Source organism: Salmonella sp. JXY0409-18 (assembly GCF_020268625.1).
Lineage (GTDB): Bacteria > Pseudomonadota > Gammaproteobacteria > Enterobacterales > Enterobacteriaceae > Salmonella > Salmonella enterica.
Genome location: NZ_CP084216.1, coordinates 316,737 through 342,430 on the forward strand (window position 1 = coordinate 316,737; position 25,694 = coordinate 342,430).

The window sequence follows — 25,694 nt, forward strand, 5'->3', positions numbered from 1 at the left end:
ATGGCTGGTTTAAAACTACAGGCAGTAACCAAAAGCTGGGACGGCAAAACCCAGGTCATTCAACCGTTAACGCTGGACGTGGCGGATGGCGAATTTATCGTGATGGTCGGGCCGTCCGGCTGCGGCAAATCAACGTTGTTGCGGATGGTGGCCGGTCTGGAACGCGTGACCGGCGGCGATATCTGGATTGATCGCAAACGGGTCACCGAGATGGAGCCCAAAGATCGCGGCATCGCGATGGTATTTCAGAACTATGCTCTCTATCCCCATATGAGCGTAGAGGAGAACATGGCGTGGGGACTAAAAATTCGCGGTATGAGCAAAGCGCATATTGAAGAACGCGTGCGGGAGGCGGCGCGCATTCTGGAGCTGGACGGCCTGCTTAAACGCCGTCCACGCGAGCTTTCCGGCGGTCAACGGCAGCGCGTGGCAATGGGGCGCGCGATCGTCCGCGAGCCGGCAGTCTTCTTATTCGACGAACCGCTCTCTAACCTCGACGCCAAGCTGCGCGTGCAGATGCGTCTGGAGTTACAACATCTGCATCGTCGTCTTCGTACCACCTCGCTCTATGTTACTCACGATCAGGTAGAGGCGATGACGCTGGCCCAGCGGGTGATGGTGATGAATAAAGGCGTCGCAGAACAGATTGGCACGCCGGTAGAGGTGTATGAAAAACCGGCCAGTCGCTTCGTGGCGAGCTTTATCGGCAGCCCGGCGATGAACCTGTTGGACGGCGTTATCAGCGCTTCCGGCGACCGTTTCGAATTGCCTGGCGGTCTGGCGTTGCCGATAGGTGCGGGCTATCGGGGTCATGCCGGACGTAAAATGACGCTGGGTATCCGCCCGGAGCATATTGCGTTAAGCTCGCAGGCGGAAGGCGGCGTGCCGTTAACGGTAGACACGCTGGAGATTCTGGGCGCGGATAATCTGGCGCATGGGTGCTGGGGCGATCAGAAACTGGTGGTGCGGTTGGCGCATCAGCAGCGCCCGGCAGCGGGCAGTACGCTATGGCTGCATCTGCCGGAACATCAGCGACATATTTTTGATGGCGAAACAGGACAACGTGTATGAGTAACTGGCCTTATCCCCACATTGTCGCCCATCGCGGCGGCGGTAAACTGGCGCCGGAAAACACTCTGGCGGCGATTGACGTGGGCGCGCGATACGGGCACACCATGATTGAGTTTGATGCCAAGCTGTCGAAAGACGGCGAAATTTTCCTGCTGCATGACGATAACCTGGAGCGCACCAGCAACGGTTGGGGTGTGGCGGGCGAGTTGAACTGGCAGGATTTATTGCGTGTGGACGCTGGCGGTTGGTTTAGCGGCGAATTTAAAGGCGAGCCGCTGCCGTTGCTTTCGCAGGTGGCGGAGCGCTGCCGTAAACACGGCATGATGGCGAATATTGAGATAAAACCGACAACGGGGAGCGGAAGGCTAACAGGACGCGTCGTGGCGTTGGCCGCCCGCGAACTGTGGGCCGGGATGACACCGCCGCTGCTTTCTTCCTTTGAGATAGAGGCGCTGGAGGCGGCGCAGGCGGCAGCACCTGAACTGCCGCGCGGGTTACTGCTGGATAAATGGCGTGAAGACTGGCGTGAACTGACGACCCGTCTGGGCTGTGTTTCCCTCCATCTCAACCATAAATTACTCGATGAGACGCGAGTGCAAGAGATTAAGGCCGCGGGTCTGCGGATTCTGGTGTATACCGTCAATCAGCCCCAGCGGGCGGCAGAGCTGCTGCGCTGGGGCGTGGATTGTATCTGCACCGATCGCATTGATGACATCGGCCCTCACTTTCAGTTTTAAGGGCCGTCAGTTTTAAGGGCTGATGGTTTTCAGCGGGATGTCAGGTTGCGGCGTCCCGCTGCCCTGCTGCAACATTGGCTGGGAATGGTTTAGCATCCGGTCCGGATTTCCGCTGCCGCTGAGCATTCCGCCCTGCGTATTGGGCAGCGTTTGCTGACCGAGCATACCGTTGCCCGGCTGTCCCTGCTGAACCCGCTGCGTATTGGCATTCAACTGCGACTGTAGATTTTGCTGCTGGCTGCGCGCCTGCGTTTGCATCTGTTGTTTCAACATACCCTGCTGCTGAATCTGCTGCGTTTGCATCTGCGTCTGCATACGCTGCTGGCTGGGGATCTGATAACCTGGCTGATTAGGATTATTCATAGTGTTAATTGGCTGGGCCAATACAGCAAAGGGTAACAAAGCCGTAATAAGTAGTAAGCGTTTCATTGTCGTCTCCTCCCGATGAGGCCTCTTTTTAAGTGTACCTCTATTTCGCCATGATGATGATTTTTTAAGCGTTGTGGACCAGGATTAAACGGGACATACACCCATTCATCTGGAGAAAAACAACGATGAAACCAACGTTTATGCGCTGGGTGGCGATCGCCGCTCTGCTGGCCGGGGGGACGTTTAGCGCGGTGGCCAATCCTCCCGTCGCGCCGCCAGTCTCCTATGGTGTTGAAGAAGATGTCTTTCATCCTGTGCGGGCGACGCAAGGGATGGTGGCCTCGGTGGATGCAATGGCGACGCAGGTTGGCGTGGATATCTTAAAGCAGGGCGGTAATGCCGTGGATGCCGCCGTCGCCGTGGGCTATGCGCTGGCTGTGACGCATCCGCAAGCCGGGAATCTGGGCGGCGGGGGTTTTATGCTGCTGCGCACTAAAGATGGCGCTACCACGGCGATTGATTTTCGTGAAATGGCGCCTGCTGGCGCGACCCGTGATATGTTCCTCGACGAGCAGGGTAACGCCGATGCGAAAAAGTCGCTGACGTCGCATCTGGCATCCGGTACGCCGGGTACCGTGGCGGGGTTCTCGCTGGCGCTGGAGAAATACGGCACGATGCCGCTGAATAAAGTGGTGCGTCCGGCGATGAAGCTGGCGGAAGAGGGTTTTGTGGTTAACGATGCGCTGGCCGACGACTTAAAAACTTACGGCAGCGAAGTGATCCCCAACCATGAGAACAGCAAAGCCATTTTCTGGAAAGACAGCGAGCCGCTGAAAAAAGGCGATAAGCTGGTCCAGAAGAATCTGGCGAAAAGCCTGGAAATGATTGCCGAAAACGGCCCGGATGCGTTTTATAAAGGGGCGATTGCTGACCAGATTGCCGGGGAAATGCACAAGAACGGCGGTCTGATGACCAAAGAGGATTTAGCCAGCTATAAAGCCGTTGAGCGTACGCCAATCAGCGGTGACTATCGCGGGTATCAGGTCTTCTCCATGCCGCCGCCATCCTCGGGCGGTATTCACATCGTGCAAATTCTCAATATCCTTGAAAATTTCGACATGAAGAAGTACGGCTTTGGCAGCGCCGATGCCATGCAAATCATGGCGGAAGCGGAAAAATATGCCTACGCTGACCGCTCAGAGTATCTGGGCGATCCGGACTTTGTGAAAGTGCCGTGGCAGGCGCTGACCCACAAAGCCTATGCAAAAACGTTGGCCGATCAAATTGATATTAATAAGGCAAAACCTTCCAGTCAGATCAAACCGGGCAAGCTCGCCCCGTATGAAAGCAACCAGACCACCCACTTCTCGGTGGTGGATAAAGACGGCAATGCTGTGGCGGTGACCTATACCCTGAACACCACCTTCGGCACAGGAATTGTGGCGGGAAATACCGGTATTCTGCTGAATAATCAAATGGATGATTTTTCTGCTAAACCCGGTGTACCTAATGTTTATGGCCTGGTGGGCGGCGATGCTAACGCGGTCGGTCCGAAGAAGCGTCCGCTGTCGTCGATGTCGCCGACTATCGTCGTTAAAGATGGCAAAACCTGGCTGGTGACCGGCAGTCCTGGTGGGAGTCGAATCATCACTACCGTGCTGCAAATGGTAGTGAACAGCATTGATTTCGGCATGAACGTCGCCGAAGCGACCAACGCGCCGCGTTTCCATCATCAATGGTTGCCGGACGAACTGCGGGTAGAAAAGGGCTTCAGCCCCGATACGCTAAAGTTGCTGGAACAGAAAGGGCAGAAAGTCGCGCTGAAAGAAGCGATGGGCAGTACCCAAAGTATTATGGTTGGCCCGGATGGCGAACTGTACGGTGCGTCTGACCCGCGTTCGGTGGATGATTTAACGGCGGGATACTGATTTTTAATTCCAGGCCCGGTGTCAGACACCGGGCTATTTGCAGATTATGCCGTGAGTAATCGGGCTGGATTATCAATACAAAGCTTGCGCAGAGTATCCTTGTCTACTCCGCGAGCAGCCAGATAGGCGAGGAAGACATTCGGGACAAACCCCCAGCCATTTCCGCCATTTTTCGCCCACATCTGTTTGAGAAAAACATCATGGCTTAAAACGATTTGGTCGGCGTAACCCAGTGCAATCAGATTCGCTACTGCATCTGCGGTCTCCTGAACGCCCGGCGCGACACCTTCTTTTGGGAAGGTGATGTCCAGACCAATCATGTCAAATTCAAGCCATACGCCACGGTCGAGCATTTTACGTTGATAGACGACATCTTTTCCTGAAGGGTCCGAATGCGCCAGCGAGACTTTTGCCGGAGAGACGTTCATTTCTTCCAGCACGATATCCAGCACCTCATCACCCAGTCGCAGCCACCCTGGCATATGGATATTCATCGCCGTGTGGGGGTTGTTACATTGTGCCAGAGACGCTGCCCGCAGGCTGTTACGCTCCGCTTGGGTAAACGCGGGAGATACGCCGATTTCACCGATCATGCCCGCGCGAATATCCGTCTCGCCAATACCCTGATTCAGTTCTTTATCAATGAGTGAGGCTAACAGCTCAACAGGTTTATGGATCCGGGTGCTTTCAAATTTCTCCAGATAAGGTCCGGATGACGCAACGATATTCAAACCCGTTTTTAAGGCAACTTCTCGCAGCGCTGAGGCGTCCCGTCCAATGGATTCTGATCCGGTGGCGTCGACAATCGTCCTGCCGCCCAAAGACATAAAGTTATTGATTTCGAAGATAACATCATCAATCTCTTTGCGGTCCATGTTATCGGCGCAGCAGTATGGGTCGTGTTTCAGCCCCCACTGCAGGTCAGCACTGACTTTCTTTCCCACCAGTTGCTGTGAAAAAGCATAATGTGGCTCGTCTACGACCGAAGACAGATCGTTAAACAGATGTTCATGCGGTAGCGTCAGCCCCATATCCGTATGCGCCACCGGGCCTGTTACGGTTTGCAGGAAACCTTTCATTCTGACACCTCCATTCTTTGCGCCATTTTGGATGCTCTGTATTCAGGGATGGTGGTCACAATCGCACCGACTAACGCGAACAGCGTACCGATGATGGTGACCAGGTAGACCGTATTGCCTAATGAAGGGATCAATTCATCAATTAGCACTGAGCCAAGCAGTTGGCCTGCTGTTGACGCTACGCCCAGCATCAATAGCCCTAAGCCTCTCACCAGAATCGCCATTAGCCCGATGGACAGCAGACCCAGCGGACCACCGAGATACATCCACCATGTATCGGGTAACTGGATGGTGACATGGCCTAATGCGATACGTATCGCCAGCGCCGCGCCCAGGACACAAAAGCCGACGATGAAGTTCCATGTAATGGACACCAGCATGGAGCCCGTTGCCTCGGCGACTTTCGCATTCCCTGCAGGCTGCCAGCCAGCGAGTAACCCTGCCAAAAAGGGGAGGATAGCGAGCAGGATAAACGAGGTTGAGTGCCACTGTGGCGACACGACAAAAATGGTGGCGATAACGGCGAACAATGCGCCAGTAATGCGCCATGGCGTAAAATATTTCTTCTCCTCCACACCGATGCCAAAACGGTCGCACAGCAGGCCGGAAAGGAGCAGGGCGGAAATTAATGCCGTTTGAAAGGTGGCAACGCCCAGTGCGCTGGCGGATGCGCCTTCAGAAAATACGACCATCGCCCCGCATAATCCTGCAAACCAATTCCATAGCGGGATTTTTCTCTTTTTAATCAGAGTAGGGATTGAGGCGAATTGCTGGCGTGTTTCTTTGCGCGCAATAATAATAAAAAACATGACGACCAGACCGCTGGCAAACGAGATTACTGCGCAAGCATTACCGTCTTGTAACCAATGTCCTAACTGCCCATTAACGGCAGACTGCATCGGGGAAAGCATACCGGCTAAGATGGTGGCAAGCATCAGTAAGGGGGTTGAGTACTTATTCTTGTTCATACATCAATCCTTATATTTTATAAAAGGAGTAACTTTCGTTACTCCATTGTTTTTTATTTTCTGGCGATGAATTGAAGCGTGTTGACCCACAGGTCGGTATAAAACGGCCATGACATAAACTGCTGGGTTCCCCAGTGTGGGGAGCAGTCACTCATAAAGCAGGCGGTTTTACCCTGTTGGTATTCACCGAACACTAACAATGGGTCATTATTTATTGTTAATACGACATCGGCATCGTCTCTGGCGACGGCCTGGTTATATCCAAGAAATACCGGATAATCTGAGAATCCGTTAACAACAGGATGTTCAGGTGAGACAGCCTCAGCACAAATACCCTCTGGCTTTTCTACCCGGTCATCGCCATCAAGCATAATAACTGGCAGAACCTCAGCAAGAACGGTGTTCTTATAATTGGCTTTTGCCTCAATACCCATGAACGACAGATAGCCGCCAATCATGAGTAGTCCACCGCCATTTTTGACGTACTCTTTAATGGACTCCAGAGCGTTTGGTTTTATTTTTAGCTGATAAAATGTCTCGTTTTGCAACAGGAAGGTATTACTACCAATGTCGCTAATAACAATCACATCGTAACGATTTAATTCGTCAATACTCTCTGGAAAGGCAATTTGTACCGTGTGGGCAGGCATGTAATCAATATCAACGCCGCCTTTCCTCAAGCATTCCAGTAACCATGTAGCGCCTTCTTCATATTTACTGGAGGTGAAACTGTCATAACCTTTTGAATGAATCATATGAATATGCCAGGATTCTCCAATAAAGAGCACCTTTAGTTTTTTCTGCGTATTGTTCATAGTCTGCTCCTTGATTTAGTGAGTAGAGATAGTTTGTTTGTAATGTGAACCCTGAATACGATGAAGAACGGAGTCGTTTTCCGGCATATCAGAGGCATTAGGCGTTTCAACCGCAAGTGAGGCAAATGCGCTGGCGTAGCACAATGCGGATGCCAGTGACTTTCCTTTTGCAAGACCAGATGCGAGGGCGCCATTGAAAGCGTCACCCGCTCCCGCCGTATTTTTTACAACTGCCGGAAATGCCGGGGAATAGATGAATTGTGTGCCATCATAAGCAAGCGAACCTTTGCTACCTAATGTAATAATGGTATTTTTGACGCCTTTCTGATGAATAATTTTGGCCGCGCATTTGGCTGATTCGATATCATTAACCGCCATATTGGCCAGCAGGCCTGCTTCCGTTTCATTTGGCGTAATATAGTCAATGTTATCAATGATGGTGTTAACCATGTCATTGTATGGCGCTGGATTGATGATGACCGGTATGTCATTTTTTTGTGCGAGACGAATTGTTTGCTGCAGCGCTTCGTAATTCGTCTCCAGTTGGACAAGAACAATATCTGAATGAATAATGGCTTCTTTCTGAATGGTGATTTCATCAGGGGAAATTGTCATGTTGGCGCCAGGGTAGATAGCGATGACGTTATCTCCGGTATCTCCATTCACCATGATGGTTGCTGTACCTGTTTGTGTTTCTTTGGTCTGGTAGATAACACTTTTATGGATTTTTGATGAGTTTATAAAATTAATGGCGTAATCACTAAAATGGTCTGAGCCGACTTTAGTAATAAAATGCACATCAGAGTCGGCATAGCTTGCTGCTAATGCCTGATTACATCCCTTACCGCCGGGTGAAAAAATAAATTTATCGGCCAGCAATGATTCTCCCGTTGAGGGTAATCTCGGTAGATAACTGATAATATCAACATTGAACGAGCCAATAACACATACATTATTTTTCATGGCAGAGAGACCTTTTTTATTTTTCTGCGCTGATTCATATTTTTCCAGCACATAAGCAATTTCATTTTTTGCGACGTTATCAAGAGAATCAAGGGTAATAAATGCACCACCATGACAGCGAGTAAGATATCCCTGTCCGGCAAGTTCATTGAGATCTGAACGAATAGTTTCCTTTGTTACCTTGAGACTTTTCGCCAGATTTGAAACTTTTACAACTCCCGAAATACTGAGTTCCTTCAATATTCTATGATGGCGTTCAAATTTCATTTTTTACCTCACCGTGGTTAAATTAGTCCCGGGAGAAGTATATTGTTGTGATTGTCACCATAAAGTGATGGCAGAAACCAAAAAAAAACAAAAATGTAATATTAATATTGCTAAAATTACGGAAAAAACGGTGATAAAGCTTAAAGCGGCAATAACCATGAAATTCAGATGGTTATTGTTTTGATATAGGGGAAGTAGGTTGCAATAACTGGAATATTGTGAAGGTTTGTGACGTTTCGCCCCACAGGGTGGGGCGGGGAAGCGCTATTTCACGCGCGCCATAAAGTACGCATCAACGTACTCACCGTTGCGCAGGCCGTATTTCTTACCGGTGCCTTCGATTTCAAAGCCGTACTTCTTATACACCGCCACGGCGGGCTCGTTATCAACAAACACCGTTAACTCAATACGCTCGACGCGCAGCCAGTTGTCGCACATGTCGATCATCGTGCGGATCAGCGCGCTGGCAATACCGCGATTGTGCCACCGGGCATCCACGCAGATACCAAAATCGGCCACGTGGCTGCGGCGGGGACGTTGGGTGACCTGAATAGAAAGATGGCCAACGACAATATCGTCAATGCAGGCAACCAGTTGTTTAACCCCGGCTTGCTCGGTTAGCCGCGCCTGCCACATTTCGAGGGAAGGATGAGGAACCTGTAGCGTGTTGTGGTACACCTCCGGCTGGGCGTGGATCTGACGAATGGCGTCGTAATCTTTCGGTTCAGCGTGGCGTATCACTATTTCACTCATTCCTTATCTCCTGCAGGGTTAATTGTGTATTTACACTCGCTGAGAAAGAAAATTCCGTCAACCGCATTTTTTTGCAAAAAGAAGTAGACAAGTGCGAATGAGAATGATTATTATTGCCTTGCGTTCAGGGAAACCCCTACGGAGAACCTGAAAGCACGACATTGCTCACATTGCTTCCAGTATTATTTTAGCCAGCTTTTGCTGGCTTTTTTTTGGGTTTTGTTTCAGCCTGGCTTACTTGTCATTTTGTCCCCGGGAAGTGCTCGTGCTCCCCACGTACATTTAGTACGCTCCGGGCCCTGCGCGCTTGCCGTGAACAAACTGACCGCGACGCCGACGGCCGATCTTGAGGCATCTGCTTTTGTAGGCCCAAAAAGGCAACGCCGCATCCGGCAAAGAATCCAACATTCAGTCTCTTCACGCTTTGCGCTATGGTGTAGACAATCATCTTCAAAAGGATCGTCTCATGACCTTACACTGCGCATTTATTGGATTCGGCAAAAGTACCACCCGTTACCATCTCCCCTACGTTCTGAATCGGAAAGATGCCTGGCATGTCGCGCATATTTTCCGTCGTCACGCTAAACCGGAAGAGCAGGCGCCGCAGTATTCGCATATTCACTTCACCAGCGATCTGGATGAGGTGTTGGGCGATCCGCAGGTAAAACTGGTGATCGTCTGTACGCATGCTGACAGCCATTTCGAATACGCCAAACGCGCGCTGGAAGCGGGTAAAAATGTGCTGGTTGAGAAACCTTTCACGCCGACGCTGGCGCAGGCAAAAGTGTTGTTCGACCTGGCGCGAAGCAAAGGACTGACCGTCACGCCATATCAGAATCGGCGTTTTGATTCCTGTTTTCTCACGGCTAAAAAAGCGATTGAGAGCGGGAAACTGGGCAAGATTGTCGAAGTTGAAAGCCATTTTGACTACTACCGACCCGTGGCGGAAACCAAACCGGGCCTGCCGCAGGATGGCGCTTTCTACGGACTTGGCGTCCACACCATGGATCAAATTATTTCGCTATTTGGCCGCCCGGATCATGTCGCGTATGACATTCGTAGCCTGCGTAATAAAGCGAATCCGGATGACACCTTTGAAGCGCAACTGTTTTATGGCGATTTGAAGGCTATCGTTAAAACCAGCCATCTGGTGAAAATTGATTACCCGAAATTTATCGTGCATGGGACTAAAGGTTCGTTTGTGAAGTACGGTATCGATCAACAAGAAACCAGCCTGAAAGCGAACATTATGCCCGGTGAACCCGGTTTCGCCGCTGACGAATCCGTCGGTGTGCTGGAGTATGTCAATGACGACGGCGTTACGGTGAAAGAAGAGGTGAAACCGGAAACGGGTGACTATGGTCGTGTTTATGATGCGCTGTACCAGACGTTGACCGTCGGTATGCCTAATTACGTCAAGGAATCTGAAGTTCTTACCAATCTGGAAATCCTCGAACGTGCTTTCGAACAGGCATCGCCTGCGACGATAACCCTCGCTAAATAGCCATTACAGACTCCTCTGCGCTTATTCATATTTTTTGAACAGAGGAGTCAATTTTCACCCTCTATGATCCCGGACGGAATGAGTCCACACTTATTCCATCGAAAACATCTGGGGGTGAATACAATGATCTACTTACGCAAAGCAAACGACCGCGGTCATGCGAATCATGGCTGGCTTGACTCCTGGCATACTTTTTCTTTTGCCGATTATTACGATCCGAACTTTATGGGGTTCTCGGCGCTGCGTGTGATTAACGACGATGTGATCGACGCAGGCCAGGGGTTCGGCACGCATCCGCATAAAGACATGGAAATTTTGACCTATGTGCTGGAAGGTGCCGTAGAACACCAGGACAGTATGGGCAATAAAGAACAGGTTCCGGCCGGTGAATTCCAGATTATGAGCGCCGGGACCGGCGTTCGCCACTCCGAGTACAACCCGAGCAAAACGGATCGTCTGCGGCTGTATCAGATCTGGGTCATTCCGCAAGAAACCGGCATCACGCCGCGCTACGAACAGCGTCGCTTCGACGCCGCGCAGGGCAAGCAACTGGTGCTTTCGCCAGATGCTCGCGATGGTTCGCTGAAGGTCCACCAGGATATGGAGCTGTACCGCTGGGCGCTGCTCAAAGATGAACAGTCGGTGCATCAGATTGCCGCTGAACGCCGCGTCTGGATCCAGGTGGTAAAAGGTAACGTGACCATTAACGGTACCAAAGCGACGACCAGCGACGGCCTGGCGATTTGGGATGAGCAGGCAATCTCGATTCATGCCGACAGCGACAGCGAAGTGTTGTTGTTTGACTTGCCGCCAGTCTAACGTGCTGTAACCTTTTGTAGGCCGGATAAGACGCGAAAGCGTTGCCATCCGGCTTTTCATCGTTTGTCATTAATTCCGCACGTCCGTGGTAAACTGGGCAAATCTATCCCTTTTATACCTTTCAGGACGATGAAAAAGAAAAGACCCGTACTTCAGGATGTGGCCGACCGTGTGGGCGTGACCAAAATGACGGTCAGCCGTTTTTTGCGTAATCCGGAGCAGGTCTCCGTCGCGCTGCGGGGTAAAATTGCGGCTGCGCTTGATGAGCTCGGGTACATTCCTAATCGCGCGCCTGACATTCTTTCCAACGCCACCAGCCGCGCCATTGGCGTTCTGCTGCCGTCTTTAACCAACCAGGTCTTTGCGGAAGTGTTACGCGGCATTGAGGCTGTCACCGACGCGCATGGTTATCAAACCATGCTGGCGCACTACGGCTATAAACCGGAGATGGAGCAGGAGCGCCTGGAATCGATGCTCTCCTGGAATATCGACGGCCTGATCCTCACTGAGCGTACCCATACGCCGCGCACCTTAAAAATGATCGAAGTCGCCGGGATTCCGGTGGTGGAACTGATGGACAGCCAGTCGCCGTGTCTCGATATTGCCGTTGGTTTTGACAACTTCGAGGCCGCGCGCCAGATGACCGCCGCGATTATCGCGCGCGGTCATCGTCATATCGCCTATCTGGGGGCGCGCCTCGACGAACGTACTATCATCAAGCAGAAGGGTTATGAACAGGCGATGCGGGACGCAGGCCTGGTTCCTTACAGTGTGATGATGGAGCAATCTTCATCCTACTCTTCCGGTATCGAACTCATGCGCCAGGCGCGACGCGAATACCCACAGCTTGACGGTATTTTTTGCACCAACGATGACCTGGCGGTGGGGGCGGCCTTCGAATGCCAGCGCCTGGGGCTAAAAATCCCGGACGACATGGCGATCGCCGGGTTCCACGGTCATGACATCGGCCAGGTGATGGAACCGCGTCTGGCAAGCGTCCTGACGCCGCGCGAGCGAATGGGCAGCATTGGCGCGGAACGTCTGTTGGCCCGCATTCGCGGCGAAACGGTCACGCCGAAAATGTTAGATTTAGGTTTCACCTTGTCACCGGGCGGATCTATTTAGTCTGACAACTTTGAAGTAGCTCACACTTATTCACTTTTGGCACGAATGGTCATTGCGTCGTGAATGGTGCGGTTGGACAATGTTACCGATAACAGTTACCCGTAACAAATTTTGCAACTTGTAGAGTGGGGGCCCGCTTTGAGCACGACTAATCATGATCACCACGTTTACGTTCTGATGGGCGTATCAGGCAGCGGTAAATCCGCTGTCGCAAGCGCCGTGGCGCATCAGCTTCATGCCGCGTTTCTGGACGGCGATTTTCTGCATCCGCGCTGCAATATTGAAAAAATGGCCTCCGGCGAGCCGTTGAATGATGATGACCGCAAACCGTGGTTGCAGGCGCTGAACGACGCCGCTTTCGCGATGCAGCGTACCAATAAAATCTCGCTGATCGTCTGTTCCGCACTGAAAAAACACTATCGCGACCTGCTGCGCGAGGGAAACCCGAACCTCTCCTTTATCTATCTGAAAGGTGATTTCGACGTCATTGAAAGCCGTCTGAAAGCGCGCAAAGGTCATTTCTTCAAAACCCAGATGCTGGTGACGCAGTTTGAAACGCTGCAAGAGCCGGGTGCCGACGAACGCGATGTTCTGGTGGTGGATATCGACCAGCCGCTGGAAGGCGTCGTGGCGAGCACCATTGAGGTCATCAATAAAGGCAGTACGCTGTGAGTACATTAACACTGGTTTTAACCGCCGTCGGTTCCGTCTTACTGCTGCTGTTTCTCGTGATGAAGGCGCGTATGCACGCCTTCGTCGCGTTAATGGTCGTCTCAATGGGCGCGGGGCTTTTTTCAGGGATGCCGCTTGATAAAATCGCCGCGACCATGGAAAAAGGGATGGGCGGCACGCTGGGCTTCCTGGCGATTGTGGTCGCGCTGGGGGCGATGTTCGGTAAAATTCTGCATGAAACCGGCGCGGTCGATCAGATAGCCGTCAAGATGCTTAAATCCTTTGGCCATAACCGCGCGCACTATGCGATTGGCCTGGCCGGCTTGATTTGCGCGCTCCCGCTGTTCTTTGAAGTGGCGATTGTGCTGCTGATAAGCGTGGCGTTCTCAATGGCGCGTCATACCGGCACAAACCTGGTGAAGCTGGTCATTCCGCTGTTTGCGGGCGTGGCGGCAGCCGCGGCGTTTTTGTTGCCTGGGCCTGCGCCGATGCTGCTGGCTTCTCAGATGCATGCTGATTTCGGCTGGATGATCCTGATTGGGCTGTGCGCCGCCATTCCTGGCATGATTATCGCCGGGCCGCTGTGGGGGAATTTTATCAGCCGCTACGTTGAGCTACGTATTCCTGACGACATTACCGAGCCGCATCTGGGCGAAGGCAAAATGCCTTCTTTCGGCTTCAGCCTGTCGCTGATCCTGCTGCCGTTGGTGCTGGTAGGACTGAAAACGATCGCCGCGCGTTTTGTGCCGGAAGGTTCCACCGCTTACGAATGGTTTGAGTTTATCGGCCACCCCTTCACTGCGATTCTGGTCGCTTGTCTGGTAGCGATTTACGGCCTGGCGATGCGTCAGGGGATGCCGAAAGACAAAGTGATGGAAATCTGCGGCCACGCGCTGCAACCGGCGGGCATTATTCTGCTGGTGATTGGCGCAGGCGGGGTGTTCAAACAGGTACTGGTTGACTCCGGCGTCGGCCCGGCGCTGGGCGAAGCGTTAACCGGCATGGGGCTGCCGATTGCCATTACCTGCTTTGTGCTGGCGGCGGCGGTGCGCATCATTCAGGGTTCCGCGACCGTGGCGTGTTTAACCGCGGTCGGTCTGGTGATGCCGGTCATTGAGCAACTGAATTTCTCCGGCGCGCAGATGGCGGCGCTCTCTATCTGTATCGCCGGCGGTTCAATTGTGGTTTCTCATGTTAACGACGCCGGCTTCTGGCTGTTCGGTAAATTTACCGGCGCGACCGAAGCGCAGACGCTGAAGACCTGGACGATGATGGAAACTATCCTCGGCACGGTCGGCGCGATTGTCGGAATGATTGCTTTCCAACTGCTGAGCTGAGTCTTGTTGCCCGGTGGCGCTGTGCTTACCGGGCCTGGAAACGGGCACATATCGACACCGTAAGCTGGGTAAGGCGTAATCGCTACCCGGTTTTTTTATTGAGGTGTGCATGGCAATCGCCCAACGACATTTTGCCTCGCCATGTTTCAGTACGCGCATAAAAGCAGGCAAATTTCTACGCTGATCCATAATTAGGATCAATAAAACAGCGACGGAAATGATTCCCTTCCTAACGCAAATTCCCTGATAATCGCCACTGGACTTTCTGCTTGCGCGGTAAGGCAGGATAAGTCGCATTACTGATGGCTTCGCTATCATTGATTAATTTCACTTGCGACTTTGGCTGCTTTTTGTATGGTGAAGGATGCGCCACAGGATACTGGCGCGCATACACAGCACATCTCTTTGCAGGAAAAAAACGCTATGAAAAATGTTGGTTTTATCGGCTGGCGCGGAATGGTCGGCTCTGTTCTCATGCAACGCATGGTAGAGGAGCGCGATTTCGACGCTATTCGCCCTGTTTTCTTTTCTACCTCCCAGTTTGGACAGGCGGCGCCCACCTTCGGCGACACCTCCACCGGCACGCTACAGGACGCTTTTGATCTGGATGCGCTAAAAGCGCTCGATATCATCGTGACCTGCCAGGGCGGCGATTATACCAACGAAATTTATCCAAAGCTGCGCGAAAGCGGATGGCAAGGTTACTGGATTGACGCGGCTTCTACGCTGCGCATGAAAGATGATGCCATTATTATTCTCGACCCGGTCAACCAGGACGTGATTACCGACGGCCTGAACAATGGCGTGAAGACCTTTGTGGGCGGTAACTGTACCGTTAGCCTGATGTTGATGTCGCTGGGCGGTCTCTTTGCCCATAATCTCGTTGACTGGGTATCCGTCGCGACCTATCAGGCCGCCTCCGGCGGCGGCGCGCGCCATATGCGCGAGCTGTTAACCCAAATGGGTCAGTTGTATGGCCATGTCGCCGATGAACTGGCGACGCCGTCTTCCGCAATTCTTGATATTGAACGCAAAGTTACGGCATTGACCCGCAGCGGCGAGCTGCCGGTGGATAACTTTGGCGTACCGCTGGCGGGAAGCCTGATTCCCTGGATCGACAAACAGCTCGATAACGGCCAAAGCCGCGAAGAGTGGAAAGGCCAGGCGGAAACCAACAAGATCCTCAATACCGCCTCTGTGATCCCGGTTGATGGTTTGTGTGTGCGCGTCGGCGCGCTGCGCTGTCACAGCCAGGCGTTCACCATCAAGCTGAAAAAAGAGGTATCCATTCCGACGGTGGAAGAACTGCTGGCGGCACATAATCCGTGGGCGAAAGTGGTGCCGAACGATCGTGATATCACTATGCGCGAATTAACCCCGGCGGCGGTGACCGGCACGTTGACTACGCCGGTTGGTCGTCTGCGTAAGCTGAACATGGGGCCAGAGTTCTTGTCGGCGTTTACCGTAGGCGACCAGTTGTTATGGGGCGCCGCCGAGCCGCTGCGTCGAATGCTGCGCCAGTTGGCGTAGTAGCTATTGCAGCGCTTATCGGGCCTGCGTGTGGTTCTGTAGGCCGGATAAGGCGTGTCAGCGCCACCATCCAGCAATATCCGCCAGATAAGGTGTAGTCGGCAAGCAGACGTCAGATTGATATGTAGGGTGCATCGTCACCCTTTTTTTTGCGTAATACAGGAGTAAACGCAGATGTTTCATTTTTATCAGGAGTTAAGCAGAGCATTGGCTATTCTTTAAGGGTAGCTTAATCCCACGGGTATTAAGCCTAACCTGAAGGTAGGACGACGCAGATAGGATGCATAGTGTGCTGCGCCGTTCAGGTCAAAGAAGTGTCACTACCTGATGTTGAATTCAGTGAGATGGAGTGACGCCACAAAACAGGATGACAAACCATGTCCAGTCGTATCGATAGAGACGTGATTAATGCGCTAATTGCAGGACATTTTGCGGACCCTTTTTCCGTACTCGGAATGCACCAGACCCAAGCCGGACTAGAAGTCCGCGCCCTATTACCTGACGCCACCGACGTATGGGTGATTGAACCCAAAACCGGACGTAAAGTCGGCAAACTGGAATGCCTCGACGCTCGCGGTTTTTTCTGCGGCGTTTTACCCCGACGTAAAAATTTCTTTCGCTATCAGCTCGCCGTGACCTGGCACGGACAGCAGAACCTCATCGACGATCCTTACCGTTTTGGTCCATTAATACAGGAAATGGATGCCTGGCTATTGTCGGAAGGCACCCACCTGCGTCCTTATGAAACGCTGGGCGCGCACGCCGATACGATGGATGGCGTCACCGGCACCCGTTTCTCCGTCTGGGCGCCTAATGCTCGTCGCGTTTCGGTTGTCGGGCAATTCAACTATTGGGATGGGCGTCGCCACCCGATGCGTCTGCGCAAAGAGAGCGGTATTTGGGAGCTGTTTATCCCCGGCGCGCATAATGGACAACTGTATAAATTCGAGCTGCTTGATGCGAATGGTAATCTGCGCATTAAAGCCGATCCCTATGCTTTTGAGGCGCAGATGCGTCCGGAAACGGCGTCGATGATTTGCGGACTGCCGGAGAAAGTGACGCCAAGCGAAGAACGACAAAAAGCCAATCAGTTTGATGCGCCGATCTCGATTTATGAGGTGCATTTAGGTTCATGGCGCCGCCATACGGATAACAATTTCTGGCTGAGCTATCGTGAGCTGGCGGATCAGCTTGTGCCTTACGCCAAATGGATGGGCTTTACGCACCTTGAACTCTTGCCGGTCAACGAACATCCGTTTGACGGCAGTTGGGGCTACCAGCCGACCGGCCTCTACGCGCCGACCCGCCGCTTTGGTACGCGGGACGACTTCCGCTATTTCATCAATGCGGCCCATGCGGCGGGCCTTAACGTCATTCTCGACTGGGTGCCGGGCCATTTCCCGTCCGATGAATTTAGCCTCGCGGAGTTTGACGGCACCCACCTCTATGAGCACAGCGACCCGCGCGAGGGCTATCACCAGGACTGGAATACGCTGATCTACAACTATGGTCGTCGTGAAGTCAGTAATTATCTGGTGGGTAACGCCCTGTACTGGATGGAGCGTTTTGGGATTGATGCGCTGCGTGTCGATGCGGTGGCCTCTATGATCTACCGCGACTACAGCCGCAAAGAGGGCGAGTGGATACCGAACGAGTTCGGCGGTCGTGAAAACCTGGAAGCCATTGAGTTTCTGCGTAATACCAACCGCATTATTGGCGAGCAGGTGCCCGGCGCGGTCAGCATGGCGGAAGAGTCGACAGACTTCTCTGGCGTGACGCGTCCACCGGAAACGGGCGGCCTGGGGTTCTGGTACAAGTGGAACCTGGGCTGGATGCACGACACGCTGGACTATATGAAGCTGGACCCAGTGTACCGCCAGTATCATCACGACAAGCTGACCTTTGGTATGTTGTACAACCATACCGAAAACTTTGTTCTGCCGCTGTCGCACGATGAGGTGGTTCACGGCAAGAAATCCATTCTCGATCGTATGCCGGGCGATGCGTGGCAAAAATTCGCCAACCTGCGCGCCTACTATGGCTGGATGTGGGCCTTCCCCGGCAAGAAACTGCTGTTTATGGGGAATGAGTTTGCCCAGGGACGCGAGTGGAACCATGACGCCAGCCTCGACTGGCACTTGCTGGAGGGGGGCGATAACTGGCACCACGGGGTTCAGCGTCTGGTACGCGATCTCAACCACACCTATCGCCACCATAAAGCGTTGCATGAGCTGGATTTTGATGCTTACGGCTTTGAGTGGCTGGTGGTCGATGACAATGAACGCTCGGTACTGATTTTTGTACGCCGTGATAAAGCCGGTAACGAGATCATCATCGCCAGCAACTTTACGCCCGTTCCTCGCCACGACTACCGTTTTGGCATCAACCAGCCGGGACGCTGGCGTGAAATTCTCAATACTGATTCGATGCATTATCACGGTAGCAACACCGGCAACGGCGGCGTGGTGCACAGCGATGAGATCGAAAGCCATGGCCGTCAGCACTCTCTTAGCCTGACGTTACCGCCGTTGGCGACGATCTGGCTGATGCGGGAGGGGGAATGACGCAGCTTGCGATCGGCGAAGCAACGCCGCATGGCGCAACGTATGACGGTCATGGCGTGAATTTCACGCTCTTTTCCGCCCATGCGGAGCGCGTAGAGCTGTGCGTTTTTGATTCCCGAGGGAATGAGCGCCGCTATGACCTGCCAGGACGTCGCGGCGATGTCTGGCATGGTTATCTGGCAGGCGCCAGGCCTGGTTTGCGCTATGGCTATCGCGTACATGGCCCGTGGCAGCCAGCGCAGGGGCATCGGTTTAATCCGGCGAAGTTACTGCTTGATCCTTATGCGCGCCGGGTGGAGGGCGAACTAAAAGATCATCCGCTGTTGCACGGCGGACACGATGAACCGGATTACCGCGATAACGCGGCGGTGGCGCCGAAAAGCGTGATAATCAGCGACCATTATGACTGGGAAGATGACGCCGCGCCGCGCACGCCGTGGGGAAAAACGGTCATCTATGAAGCGCATGTCAAAGGGCTTACCTACCTGCATCCGGAACTCCCCCAGGAGATACGCGGCACCTATAAAGCGCTCGGTCATCCGGTCATGGTGGCGTATTTCAAACAGCTTGGCATTACGGCGCTGGAACTGTTGCCGGTGGCGCAGTTTGCCAGCGAGCCGCGCCTGCAACGTATGGGACTGACCAATTATTGGGGTTATAACCCGATGGCGATGTTCGCGCTGCATCCCGCCTGGGCCAGTTCGCCCGAGACGGCGCTGGACGAGTTTCGCGACGCGGTGAAGGCGCTGCATCGCGCGGGGATTGAGGTCATTCTGGACATCGTATTAAACCATAGCGCCGAGCTGGATCTGGACGGTCCAACCTTCTCCCTGCGCGGAATTGATAACCGTAGCTATTATTGGATAAGGGACGATGGCGATTATCACAACTGGACGGGGTGCGGCAACACGCTCAATTTAAGCCATCCTGGCGTGGTGGAATACGCGTGCGAGTGTTTGCGCTATTGGGTGGAAACCTGTCATGTCGATGGTTTTCGTTTTGATTTGGCGTCCGTCATGGGGCGCACGCCGACGTTTCGCCAGGATGCGCCGCTGTTCGCCGCGATTAAAGCGTGTCCTGTGTTATCAACGGTCAAGCTGATTGCTGAACCGTGGGATATTGGCGAGGGCGGCTATCAGGTCGGGAATTTTCCGCCACCGTTTGCCGAGTGGAACGATCATTTTCGCGATGCGGCCCGCCGATTCTGGTTGCCGCGTAACCTGACGACGGGGGAATTTGCCTGTCGTTTCGCCGCTTCCAGCGATGTGTTTAAACGCAATGGCCGCACGCCCGGCGCCTCTGTCAATCTGCTCACGGCGCATGACGGTTTTACGCTCCGGGACTGCGTCTGTTTCAATCAGAAACACAATGAGGCGAACGGTGAGGAAAATCGCGACGGCACCAACAGCAATTACAGCGACAATCATGGTAAAGAAGGATTAGGCGGTCCGCTTGATTTAATGGAGCGGCGGCGCGACAGCATTCATGCCCTGCTGGCGACGCTACTGCTCTCTCAGGGAACGCCGATGCTGCTGGCAGGCGATGAACATGGCCATAGCCAGCACGGCAACAATAACGCCTACTGTCAGGATAATGCCTTAACCTGGCTGGACTGGCAGCAGGCAAACCGTGGGTTAACCACGTTTACCGCCGCGCTGATTCGTTTGCGTCAGCAGATACCGGCTTTAACCGGCAATAGCTGGTGGGAAGAAGGCGATGGCAACGTGCGTTGGCTGAATAAAAACGCGCAACCCTTGAGTGCGGATGAGTGGCAAAACGGGCCTAAGCTGATGCAAATTCTGTTGTCGGACCGTTTTCTGATTGCGATAAATGCCACGCTTGAGGTGACAGATATAGTTTTACCCGAAGGGGAATGGCGCGCCGTTCCCCCATTCGCTGGAGAGGATAATCCGGTGATAACGGCGGTCTGGCAGGGACCTGCGCATGGACTGTGTGTGTTCCAGAGAGGATAAAAAAGGAGTTAATCATGGTGAGTTTAGAGAAGAACGATCGTGTAATGTTGGCGCGCCAGCTGCCACTGAAATCTGTTGCCCTAATCCTGGCCGGCGGCCGCGGCACGCGTCTAAAAGATTTAACGAACAAACGCGCCAAACCAGCCGTCCACTTTGGTGGGAAGTTCCGCATCATCGATTTCGCCTTATCTAATTGTCTGAACTCCGGGATTCGCCGTATCGGCGTGATCACTCAGTATCAGTCCCATACGCTGGTGCAGCATATTCAGCGCGGCTGGTCACTGTTTAGCGAAGAGATGAACGAATTTGTCGATCTGCTGCCAGCCCAACAGCGTATGAAGGGCGAAAACTGGTATCGCGGCACGGCAGACGCGGTGACCCAGAACCTGGATATTATTCGTCGCTATAAAGCGGAATATGTCGTCATCCTGGCAGGCGATCATATCTACAAGCAGGACTACTCGCGTATGTTGATCGATCACGTTGAAAAGGGCGCACGTTGCACGGTGGCCTGTATGCCGGTGCCGATCAAAGAAGCGACGGCGTTCGGCGTGATGGCGGTCGATGAAAGCGACAAGATTATTGATTTTGTCGAAAAGCCGGCGAATCCCCCCGCAATGCCTGGTGACGCCAGCAAATCGCTGGCCAGTATGGGCATTTACGTTTTTGACGCCGATTACCTGTATGAGTTGCTGGCGGCAGACGATAAAGATGACGCTTCCAGCCACGATTTCGGTAAAGACATTATCCCCAAAATCACCCGCGAAGGTATGGCTTACGCGCATCCTTTCCCGCTCTCCTGCGTGCAGTCCGATCCACAAGCCGAACCGTACTGGCGCGATGTAGGTACGCTGGAAGCTTACTGGAAGGCGAACCTGGATTTAGCCTCGGTGACGCCGGAGCTGGATATGTATGACCAGAACTGGCCTATCCGTACGCATATGGAATCGCTACCGCCTGCGAAATTCGTGCAGGACCGCTCCGGTAGCCACGGTATGACGCTGAACTCGCTGGTCTCCGGCGGCTGCATTATCTCCGGTTCGGTGGTGGTGCAATCTGTGCTCTTCCCACGGGTGAGAATAAATTCTTTTTGTAATATTGATTCGGCAGTGTTGTTACCTGAGGTTTGGGTAGGGCGCTCCTGCCGTTTACGTCGCTGTGTTATTGACCGTGCCTGTATTATCCCGGAAGGCATGGTGATTGGTGAAAATGCGGAAGAGGACGCTCGTCGTTTCTACCGTTCAGAAGAAGGTATTGTACTGGTCACGCGTGAAATGCTGCGCAAACTGCAGGTCAAACAGGAGCGATAATGCAGGTTTTACATGTATGTTCAGAGATGTTCCCCCTGCTGAAGACTGGGGGTCTGGCGGATGTGATAGGCGCGTTGCCTGCGGCACAAATTGCGGATGGTGTTGATGTTCGCGTTCTGCTTCCAGGGTTTCCCGATATCCGTCGGGGGATACCCGACGCGCATGTGGTGAGCCGCCGCGATACTTTCGCAGGTAAGATATCGCTGCTGTTCGGGCATTATAACGGCGTGGGCATTTATCTGATCGACGCGCCGCATCTGTACGAGCGTCCAGGCAGTCCCTATCACGATACGAATTTATATGCCTATACCGATAACGTGCTGCGCTTTGCCCTGTTAGGGTGGGTCGGCTGTGAAATGGCCTGCGGACTTGATCCATTCTGGCGCCCCGACGTGGTGCACGCCCATGACTGGCACGCCGGGCTGGCGCCCGCCTATCTGGCAGCGCGCGGGCGGCCGGCGAAATCGGTCTTTACCGTACACAACCTGGCCTATCAAGGCATGTTTTATGCAAAGCATATGGATGACATCGAACTGCCGTGGTCATTCTTTAATATGCATGGGCTGGAGTTCAACGGACAACTCTCCTTTTTGAAGGCCGGTTTGTACTATGCCGACCATATTACGGCGGTGAGCCCGACCTATGCGCGTGAAATTACCGAACCGCAGTTTGCTTATGGTATGGAAGGCCTGCTGCGCCAGCGTCATCTGGAAGGGCGCTTGTCCGGCATACTGAACGGCGTGGATGAGAAAATCTGGAACCCGGAATCCGATCTGCTGCTGGCGTCGCGCTACACGCGCGATACCCTGGAAGAGAAGGCGGAAAACAAACGTCAGCTACAAATTGCGATGGGGTTGAAGGTTAACGACAAAGTGCCGCTGTTCGCCGTGGTAAGCCGTCTGACCAACCAGAAAGGTCTGGATCTGGTGCTGGAGGCGTTACCGGGGCTGCTGGAGCAGGGCGGGCAGTTGGCGCTACTCGGCGCGGGCGATCCGGTGCTTCAGGAAGGGTTCCTCGCGGCGGCGGCGGAACACCCAGGGCAGGTTGGCGTACAGATCGGCTATCACGAAGCTTTCTCGCATCGCATTATGGGCGGCGCGGACGTCATTCTGGTGCCCAGTCGTTTCGAACCGTGCGGCTTAACGCAGTTATATGGCTTAAAGTATGGCACGCTGCCTCTGGTGCGGCGTACCGGGGGGTTGGCCGATACGGTCTCCGACAGTTCGCTGGAAAATCTGGCGGACGGTATCGCCAGCGGTTTTGTCTTCGAAGACAGTAACGCCTGGTCGTTGCTACGCGCGATTCGGCGTGCTTTTGTGTTGTGGTCACGGCCTTCGCTTTGGCGGTTTGTACAACGGCAGGCGATGGCGATGGATTTTAGCTGGCAAGTTGCCGCGAAATCATACCGCGAGCTGTACTATCGCTTGAAATAGTCATCCAGGAATCATTTATATGAATGCTCCGTTTACTTATGCATCGCCCACACTCAGCGTTGAGGCGCTTAAGCATTCTATTGCCTATAAGCTGATGTTTACGATTGGTAAAGACCCGGTCATTGCCAATAAACATGAATGGCTGAACGCCACATTGTTCGCGGTGCGCGATCGTCTGGTGGAGCGCTGGCTGCGTTCTAATCGAGCCCAATTATCGCAGGAAACCCGGCAGGTTTATTACCTGTCGATGGAGTTTTTGATTGGTCGTACCCTCTCTAACGCGCTGCTCTCGCTAGGCATTTATGATGACGTTAAAGGCGCGCTGGAGGCCATGGGCTTAGATCTCGAAGAGCTGATCGATGAAGAGAATGACCCAGGGCTTGGCAACGGCGGCTTAGGACGGCTGGCGGCTTGCTTCCTGGACTCGCTGGCGACGCTAGGATTACCGGGTCGCGGGTATGGCATTCGCTACGATTACGGCATGTTTAAGCAGAATATTGTCGACGGGCGGCAAAAAGAATCTCCGGATTACTGGCTGGAATATGGCAACCCGTGGGAGTTCAAGCGCCACAATACACGCTATAAAGTGCTTTTTGGCGGGCGCATTCAGCAGGAAGGTAAAAAAGCGCGCTGGATTGAGACGGAAGAGATTCTGGCCGTCGCGTATGATCAGATCATCCCCGGTTACGACACCGACGCCACTAACACACTGCGGCTGTGGAATGCGCAGGCCAGTAGTGAAATCAACCTCGGTAAATTCAACCAGGGCGACTACTTTGCGGCGGTGGAAGATAAAAACCACTCTGAGAACGTTTCACGGGTGCTCTACCCGGACGATTCCACCTATTCCGGACGAGAGCTACGCCTGCGCCAGGAGTATTTTCTGGTCTCGGCGACAGTGCAGGATATCCTGCACCGTCATTATCAACTGCATAAAACCTATGAGAATCTGGCGGATAAAATCGCCATTCACCTCAACGATACGCATCCGGTGCTGTCAATTCCGGAGCTGATGCGTCTGCTGATTGATGAACATAAATTTAGCTGGGACGACGCGTTTGAGGTGTGCTGTCAGGTCTTCTCTTATACCAACCATACGCTGATGAGCGAGGCGCTGGAAACCTGGCCTGTCGATATGCTGGGGAAAATTCTGCCCCGTCACCTGCAGATTATCTTCGAGATTAACGACTATTTCCTGAAAACGTTGCAAGAGCAATATCCCAACGATACCAGCCTGCTTGGACGCGCGTCGATTATTGATGAGTCGAACGGTCGCCGGGTACGGATGGCCTGGCTGGCGGTGGTGGTCAGCCATAAAGTCAACGGCGTTTCTGAACTCCATTCCAACCTGATGGTGCAGTCGCTGTTCGCGGATTTTGCGAAGATTTTCCCGACCCGTTTTTGTAACGTCACTAACGGCGTTACGCCGCGCCGCTGGCTGGCGTTGGCAAACCCGCCGCTGTCTGACGTGCTGGATGAGAATATTGGTCGTACCTGGCGTACCGATCTTAGTCAGCTCAGCGAGCTGAAACAGCATTGTGATTATCCGCTGGTCAATCATGCGGTGCGTCAGGCGAAGCTGGAAAATAAAAAACGGCTGGCGGTAGTGATAGCGCAACAACTGAATGTGGTGGTAAACCCTAAAGCGTTATTTGACGTGCAGATTAAGCGTATTCACGAATACAAGCGGCAGTTGATGAACGTACTGCATGTCATTACCCGCTATAACCGCATTAAAGAAAATCCGGAGGCCGACTGGGTGCCGCGGGTGAATATTTTTGCCGGTAAGGCGGCTTCCGCCTATTACATGGCAAAACACATTATTCATCTGATCAACGACGTGGCGAAAGTGATTAACAACGATCCGCAGATTGGCGACAAGCTGAAAGTGGTGTTTATCCCGAACTACAGCGTCAGCCTGGCGCAGGTGATCATTCCCGCTGCCGACCTGTCTGAGCAGATTTCGCTGGCAGGAACAGAAGCTTCCGGCACCAGTAATATGAAATTTGCCCTGAACGGCGCGCTCACCATTGGTACGCTGGATGGCGCGAACGTAGAGATGCAGGAGCATGTCGGCGAGGAGAATATCTTTATCTTCGGTAATACTGCCGAAGAGGTGGAAGCGTTGCGCAGGCAGGGTTATAAGCCTCGCGACTATTATGAAAAAGATGAAGAGCTACATCAGGTACTGACGCAGATTGGTAGCGGCGTCTTTAATCCGGAAGAGCCAGGCCGTTACCGCGATCTGGTAGATTCGCTGATTAACTTTGGCGATCACTATCAGGTGCTGGCGGACTACCGCAGCTACGTGGACTGCCAGGATAAGGTGGATGAGTTGTATCGTCGCCCGGAAGAGTGGACGACGAAAGCGATGCTCAACATTGCCAATATGGGCTACTTCTCATCGGACAGAACCATCAAAGAGTATGCCGAAAATATCTGGCATATTGATCCGGTGCGGTTGTGATTATTTTTCC

General features: G+C 53.3%; 20 protein-coding genes and 1 pseudogene. 14 read left to right on the plus strand and 7 right to left on the minus strand.

Features of this window, described 5'->3' with window-relative positions:
• Both LDB27_RS01455 and ugpQ read left to right on the plus strand, forming a co-directional pair.
• Complete coding sequence (locus tag LDB27_RS01455; RefSeq protein ID WP_225519912.1) at positions 1–1,071, plus strand: sn-glycerol-3-phosphate import ATP-binding protein UgpC; 1,071 nt, start codon at positions 1–3, stop codon at positions 1,069–1,071.
• Entirely contained in the window at positions 1,068–1,808 is a 741-nt protein-coding gene (gene ugpQ / locus LDB27_RS01460) for a glycerophosphodiester phosphodiesterase (RefSeq protein ID WP_000073548.1), read from the plus strand. The genes LDB27_RS01455 and ugpQ overlap by 4 nt, the downstream gene beginning before the upstream one ends.
• Positions 1,809–1,820: 12 nt before the next feature.
• Here the strand turns inward: ugpQ and LDB27_RS01465 are convergent, their stop codons facing one another.
• Positions 1,821–2,237, minus strand: coding sequence for a DUF2756 family protein (locus LDB27_RS01465; RefSeq protein ID WP_000826042.1), 417 nt, complete (start codon positions 2,235–2,237; stop codon positions 1,821–1,823).
• Between the two features lie 125 nt (positions 2,238–2,362).
• Here LDB27_RS01465 and ggt point away from each other — a divergent pair, with 125 nt between their 5' ends.
• The gene (gene ggt / locus LDB27_RS01470; RefSeq protein WP_000805103.1) at positions 2,363–4,105 is read left to right on the plus strand and encodes a gamma-glutamyltransferase; all 1,743 of its coding nucleotides are present in this window, start codon (positions 2,363–2,365) and stop codon (positions 4,103–4,105) included.
• 44 nt (positions 4,106–4,149) lie between these two features.
• On the opposite strand, the gene LDB27_RS01475 is transcribed toward ggt, so the two are convergent.
• From LDB27_RS01475 to yhhY, 5 genes are all read right to left on the minus strand, one after another.
• Complete coding sequence (locus LDB27_RS01475) at positions 4,150–5,184, minus strand: phosphotriesterase (protein ID WP_000675709.1); 1,035 nt, start codon at positions 5,182–5,184, stop codon at positions 4,150–4,152.
• The gene (locus LDB27_RS01480; RefSeq protein ID WP_001038949.1) at positions 5,181–6,152 is read right to left on the minus strand and encodes a DMT family transporter; all 972 of its coding nucleotides are present in this window, start codon (positions 6,150–6,152) and stop codon (positions 5,181–5,183) included. Before LDB27_RS01480 ends, LDB27_RS01475 begins: the two co-directional genes overlap by 4 nt.
• 53 nt (positions 6,153–6,205) lie before the next feature.
• Positions 6,206–6,967 carry a glutamine amidotransferase gene (locus LDB27_RS01485; RefSeq protein ID WP_001066509.1) on the minus strand — a complete coding sequence of 254 codons (762 nt, stop codon included), beginning with the start codon at positions 6,965–6,967 and terminating at the stop codon, positions 6,206–6,208.
• 15 nt (positions 6,968–6,982) lie between these two features.
• Entirely contained in the window at positions 6,983–8,197 is a 1,215-nt protein-coding gene (locus tag LDB27_RS01490; protein ID WP_000667447.1) for a PfkB family carbohydrate kinase, read from the minus strand.
• 264 nt (positions 8,198–8,461) lie between these two features.
• On the minus strand, positions 8,462–8,950 hold the full coding sequence (yhhY, locus tag LDB27_RS01495) for an N-acetyltransferase (protein ID WP_001290279.1): 489 nt from the start codon (positions 8,948–8,950) through the stop codon (positions 8,462–8,464).
• Between the two features lie 466 nt (positions 8,951–9,416).
• Here yhhY and LDB27_RS01500 point away from each other — a divergent pair, with 466 nt between their 5' ends.
• The 5 genes from LDB27_RS01500 to gntU all read left to right on the plus strand — a co-directional run bounded on the left by LDB27_RS01500 (position 9,417) and on the right by gntU (position 14,407).
• Positions 9,417–10,454, plus strand: a complete 1,038-nt coding sequence (locus tag LDB27_RS01500) for an oxidoreductase (protein WP_000172381.1) — start codon at positions 9,417–9,419, stop codon at positions 10,452–10,454.
• Positions 10,455–10,577: 123 nt separating this feature from the next.
• A complete protein-coding gene (locus LDB27_RS01505) occupies positions 10,578–11,273 on the plus strand; it encodes a pirin family protein (RefSeq protein ID WP_000639793.1) in 696 nt (231 codons plus the stop codon).
• 129 nt (positions 11,274–11,402) lie between these two features.
• Positions 11,403–12,398: a gluconate operon transcriptional repressor GntR gene (gene gntR / locus LDB27_RS01510; protein WP_000730239.1), complete on the plus strand. Its 996-nt coding sequence runs from the start codon at positions 11,403–11,405 to the stop codon at positions 12,396–12,398.
• A 138-nt stretch (positions 12,399–12,536) separates the two neighbouring features.
• Positions 12,537–13,070 carry a gluconokinase gene (gntK, locus tag LDB27_RS01515; protein ID WP_000108342.1) on the plus strand — a complete coding sequence of 178 codons (534 nt, stop codon included), beginning with the start codon at positions 12,537–12,539 and terminating at the stop codon, positions 13,068–13,070.
• The gene (gntU, locus tag LDB27_RS01520; RefSeq protein WP_000105950.1) at positions 13,067–14,407 is read left to right on the plus strand and encodes a gluconate transporter; all 1,341 of its coding nucleotides are present in this window, start codon (positions 13,067–13,069) and stop codon (positions 14,405–14,407) included. Before gntK ends, gntU begins: the two co-directional genes overlap by 4 nt.
• Here the strand turns inward: gntU and LDB27_RS01525 are convergent.
• A pseudogene (locus LDB27_RS01525) lies at positions 14,330–14,704 on the minus strand (MarC family protein); the annotation flags it as partial. The gene gntU and the pseudogene LDB27_RS01525 overlap by 78 nt on opposite strands.
• Positions 14,705–14,830: 126 nt before the next feature.
• On the opposite strand from LDB27_RS01525, the gene asd reads away from it, so the two are divergent.
• The 6 genes from asd to glgP all read left to right on the plus strand — a co-directional run bounded on the left by asd (position 14,831) and on the right by glgP (position 25,684).
• Complete coding sequence (gene asd / locus LDB27_RS01530) at positions 14,831–15,937, plus strand: aspartate-semialdehyde dehydrogenase (RefSeq protein WP_000799940.1); 1,107 nt, start codon at positions 14,831–14,833, stop codon at positions 15,935–15,937.
• Between the two features lie 377 nt (positions 15,938–16,314).
• On the plus strand, positions 16,315–18,501 hold the full coding sequence (glgB, locus tag LDB27_RS01535) for a 1,4-alpha-glucan branching enzyme (RefSeq protein ID WP_000098550.1): 2,187 nt from the start codon (positions 16,315–16,317) through the stop codon (positions 18,499–18,501).
• Entirely contained in the window at positions 18,498–20,474 is a 1,977-nt protein-coding gene (gene glgX, locus LDB27_RS01540; protein ID WP_000192478.1) for a glycogen debranching protein GlgX, read from the plus strand. The genes glgB and glgX overlap by 4 nt, the downstream gene beginning before the upstream one ends.
• Positions 20,475–20,488: 14 nt before the next feature.
• The gene (gene glgC / locus LDB27_RS01545) at positions 20,489–21,784 is read left to right on the plus strand and encodes a glucose-1-phosphate adenylyltransferase (protein ID WP_000253995.1); all 1,296 of its coding nucleotides are present in this window, start codon (positions 20,489–20,491) and stop codon (positions 21,782–21,784) included.
• A complete protein-coding gene (gene glgA / locus LDB27_RS01550; protein ID WP_001197669.1) occupies positions 21,784–23,217 on the plus strand; it encodes a glycogen synthase GlgA in 1,434 nt (477 codons plus the stop codon). The genes glgC and glgA overlap by 1 nt, the downstream gene beginning before the upstream one ends.
• A 19-nt stretch (positions 23,218–23,236) precedes the next feature.
• Positions 23,237–25,684, plus strand: coding sequence for a glycogen phosphorylase (gene glgP, locus LDB27_RS01555; RefSeq protein WP_000993424.1), 2,448 nt, complete (start codon positions 23,237–23,239; stop codon positions 25,682–25,684).
• The last annotated feature ends 10 nt before the right edge of the window (positions 25,685–25,694 follow it).

Coding starts and splice junctions, on each gene's coding strand:
- LDB27_RS01455 (WP_225519912.1), top strand. CDS start 1: ATGGCTGGTTTAAAACTACAGGCAGTAACCAAAAGCTGGGACGGCAAA.
- asd (WP_000799940.1), top strand. CDS start 14,831: ATGAAAAATGTTGGTTTTATCGGCTGGCGCGGAATGGTCGGCTCTGTT.
- LDB27_RS01475 (WP_000675709.1), bottom strand. CDS start 5,184: ATGAAAGGTTTCCTGCAAACCGTAACAGGCCCGGTGGCGCATACGGAT.
- LDB27_RS01485 (WP_001066509.1), bottom strand. CDS start 6,967: ATGAACAATACGCAGAAAAAACTAAAGGTGCTCTTTATTGGAGAATCC.
- glgP (WP_000993424.1), top strand. CDS start 23,237: ATGAATGCTCCGTTTACTTATGCATCGCCCACACTCAGCGTTGAGGCG.
- gntR (WP_000730239.1), top strand. CDS start 11,403: ATGAAAAAGAAAAGACCCGTACTTCAGGATGTGGCCGACCGTGTGGGC.
- LDB27_RS01490 (WP_000667447.1), bottom strand. CDS start 8,197: ATGAAATTTGAACGCCATCATAGAATATTGAAGGAACTCAGTATTTCG.
- glgC (WP_000253995.1), top strand. CDS start 20,489: ATGGTGAGTTTAGAGAAGAACGATCGTGTAATGTTGGCGCGCCAGCTG.
- yhhY (WP_001290279.1), bottom strand. CDS start 8,950: ATGAGTGAAATAGTGATACGCCACGCTGAACCGAAAGATTACGACGCC.
- LDB27_RS01505 (WP_000639793.1), top strand. CDS start 10,578: ATGATCTACTTACGCAAAGCAAACGACCGCGGTCATGCGAATCATGGC.
- LDB27_RS01465 (WP_000826042.1), bottom strand. CDS start 2,237: ATGAAACGCTTACTACTTATTACGGCTTTGTTACCCTTTGCTGTATTG.
- ggt (WP_000805103.1), top strand. CDS start 2,363: ATGAAACCAACGTTTATGCGCTGGGTGGCGATCGCCGCTCTGCTGGCC.
- glgB (WP_000098550.1), top strand. CDS start 16,315: ATGTCCAGTCGTATCGATAGAGACGTGATTAATGCGCTAATTGCAGGA.
- LDB27_RS01480 (WP_001038949.1), bottom strand. CDS start 6,152: ATGAACAAGAATAAGTACTCAACCCCCTTACTGATGCTTGCCACCATC.
- glgA (WP_001197669.1), top strand. CDS start 21,784: ATGCAGGTTTTACATGTATGTTCAGAGATGTTCCCCCTGCTGAAGACT.
- glgX (WP_000192478.1), top strand. CDS start 18,498: ATGACGCAGCTTGCGATCGGCGAAGCAACGCCGCATGGCGCAACGTAT.
- ugpQ (WP_000073548.1), top strand. CDS start 1,068: ATGAGTAACTGGCCTTATCCCCACATTGTCGCCCATCGCGGCGGCGGT.
- LDB27_RS01500 (WP_000172381.1), top strand. CDS start 9,417: ATGACCTTACACTGCGCATTTATTGGATTCGGCAAAAGTACCACCCGT.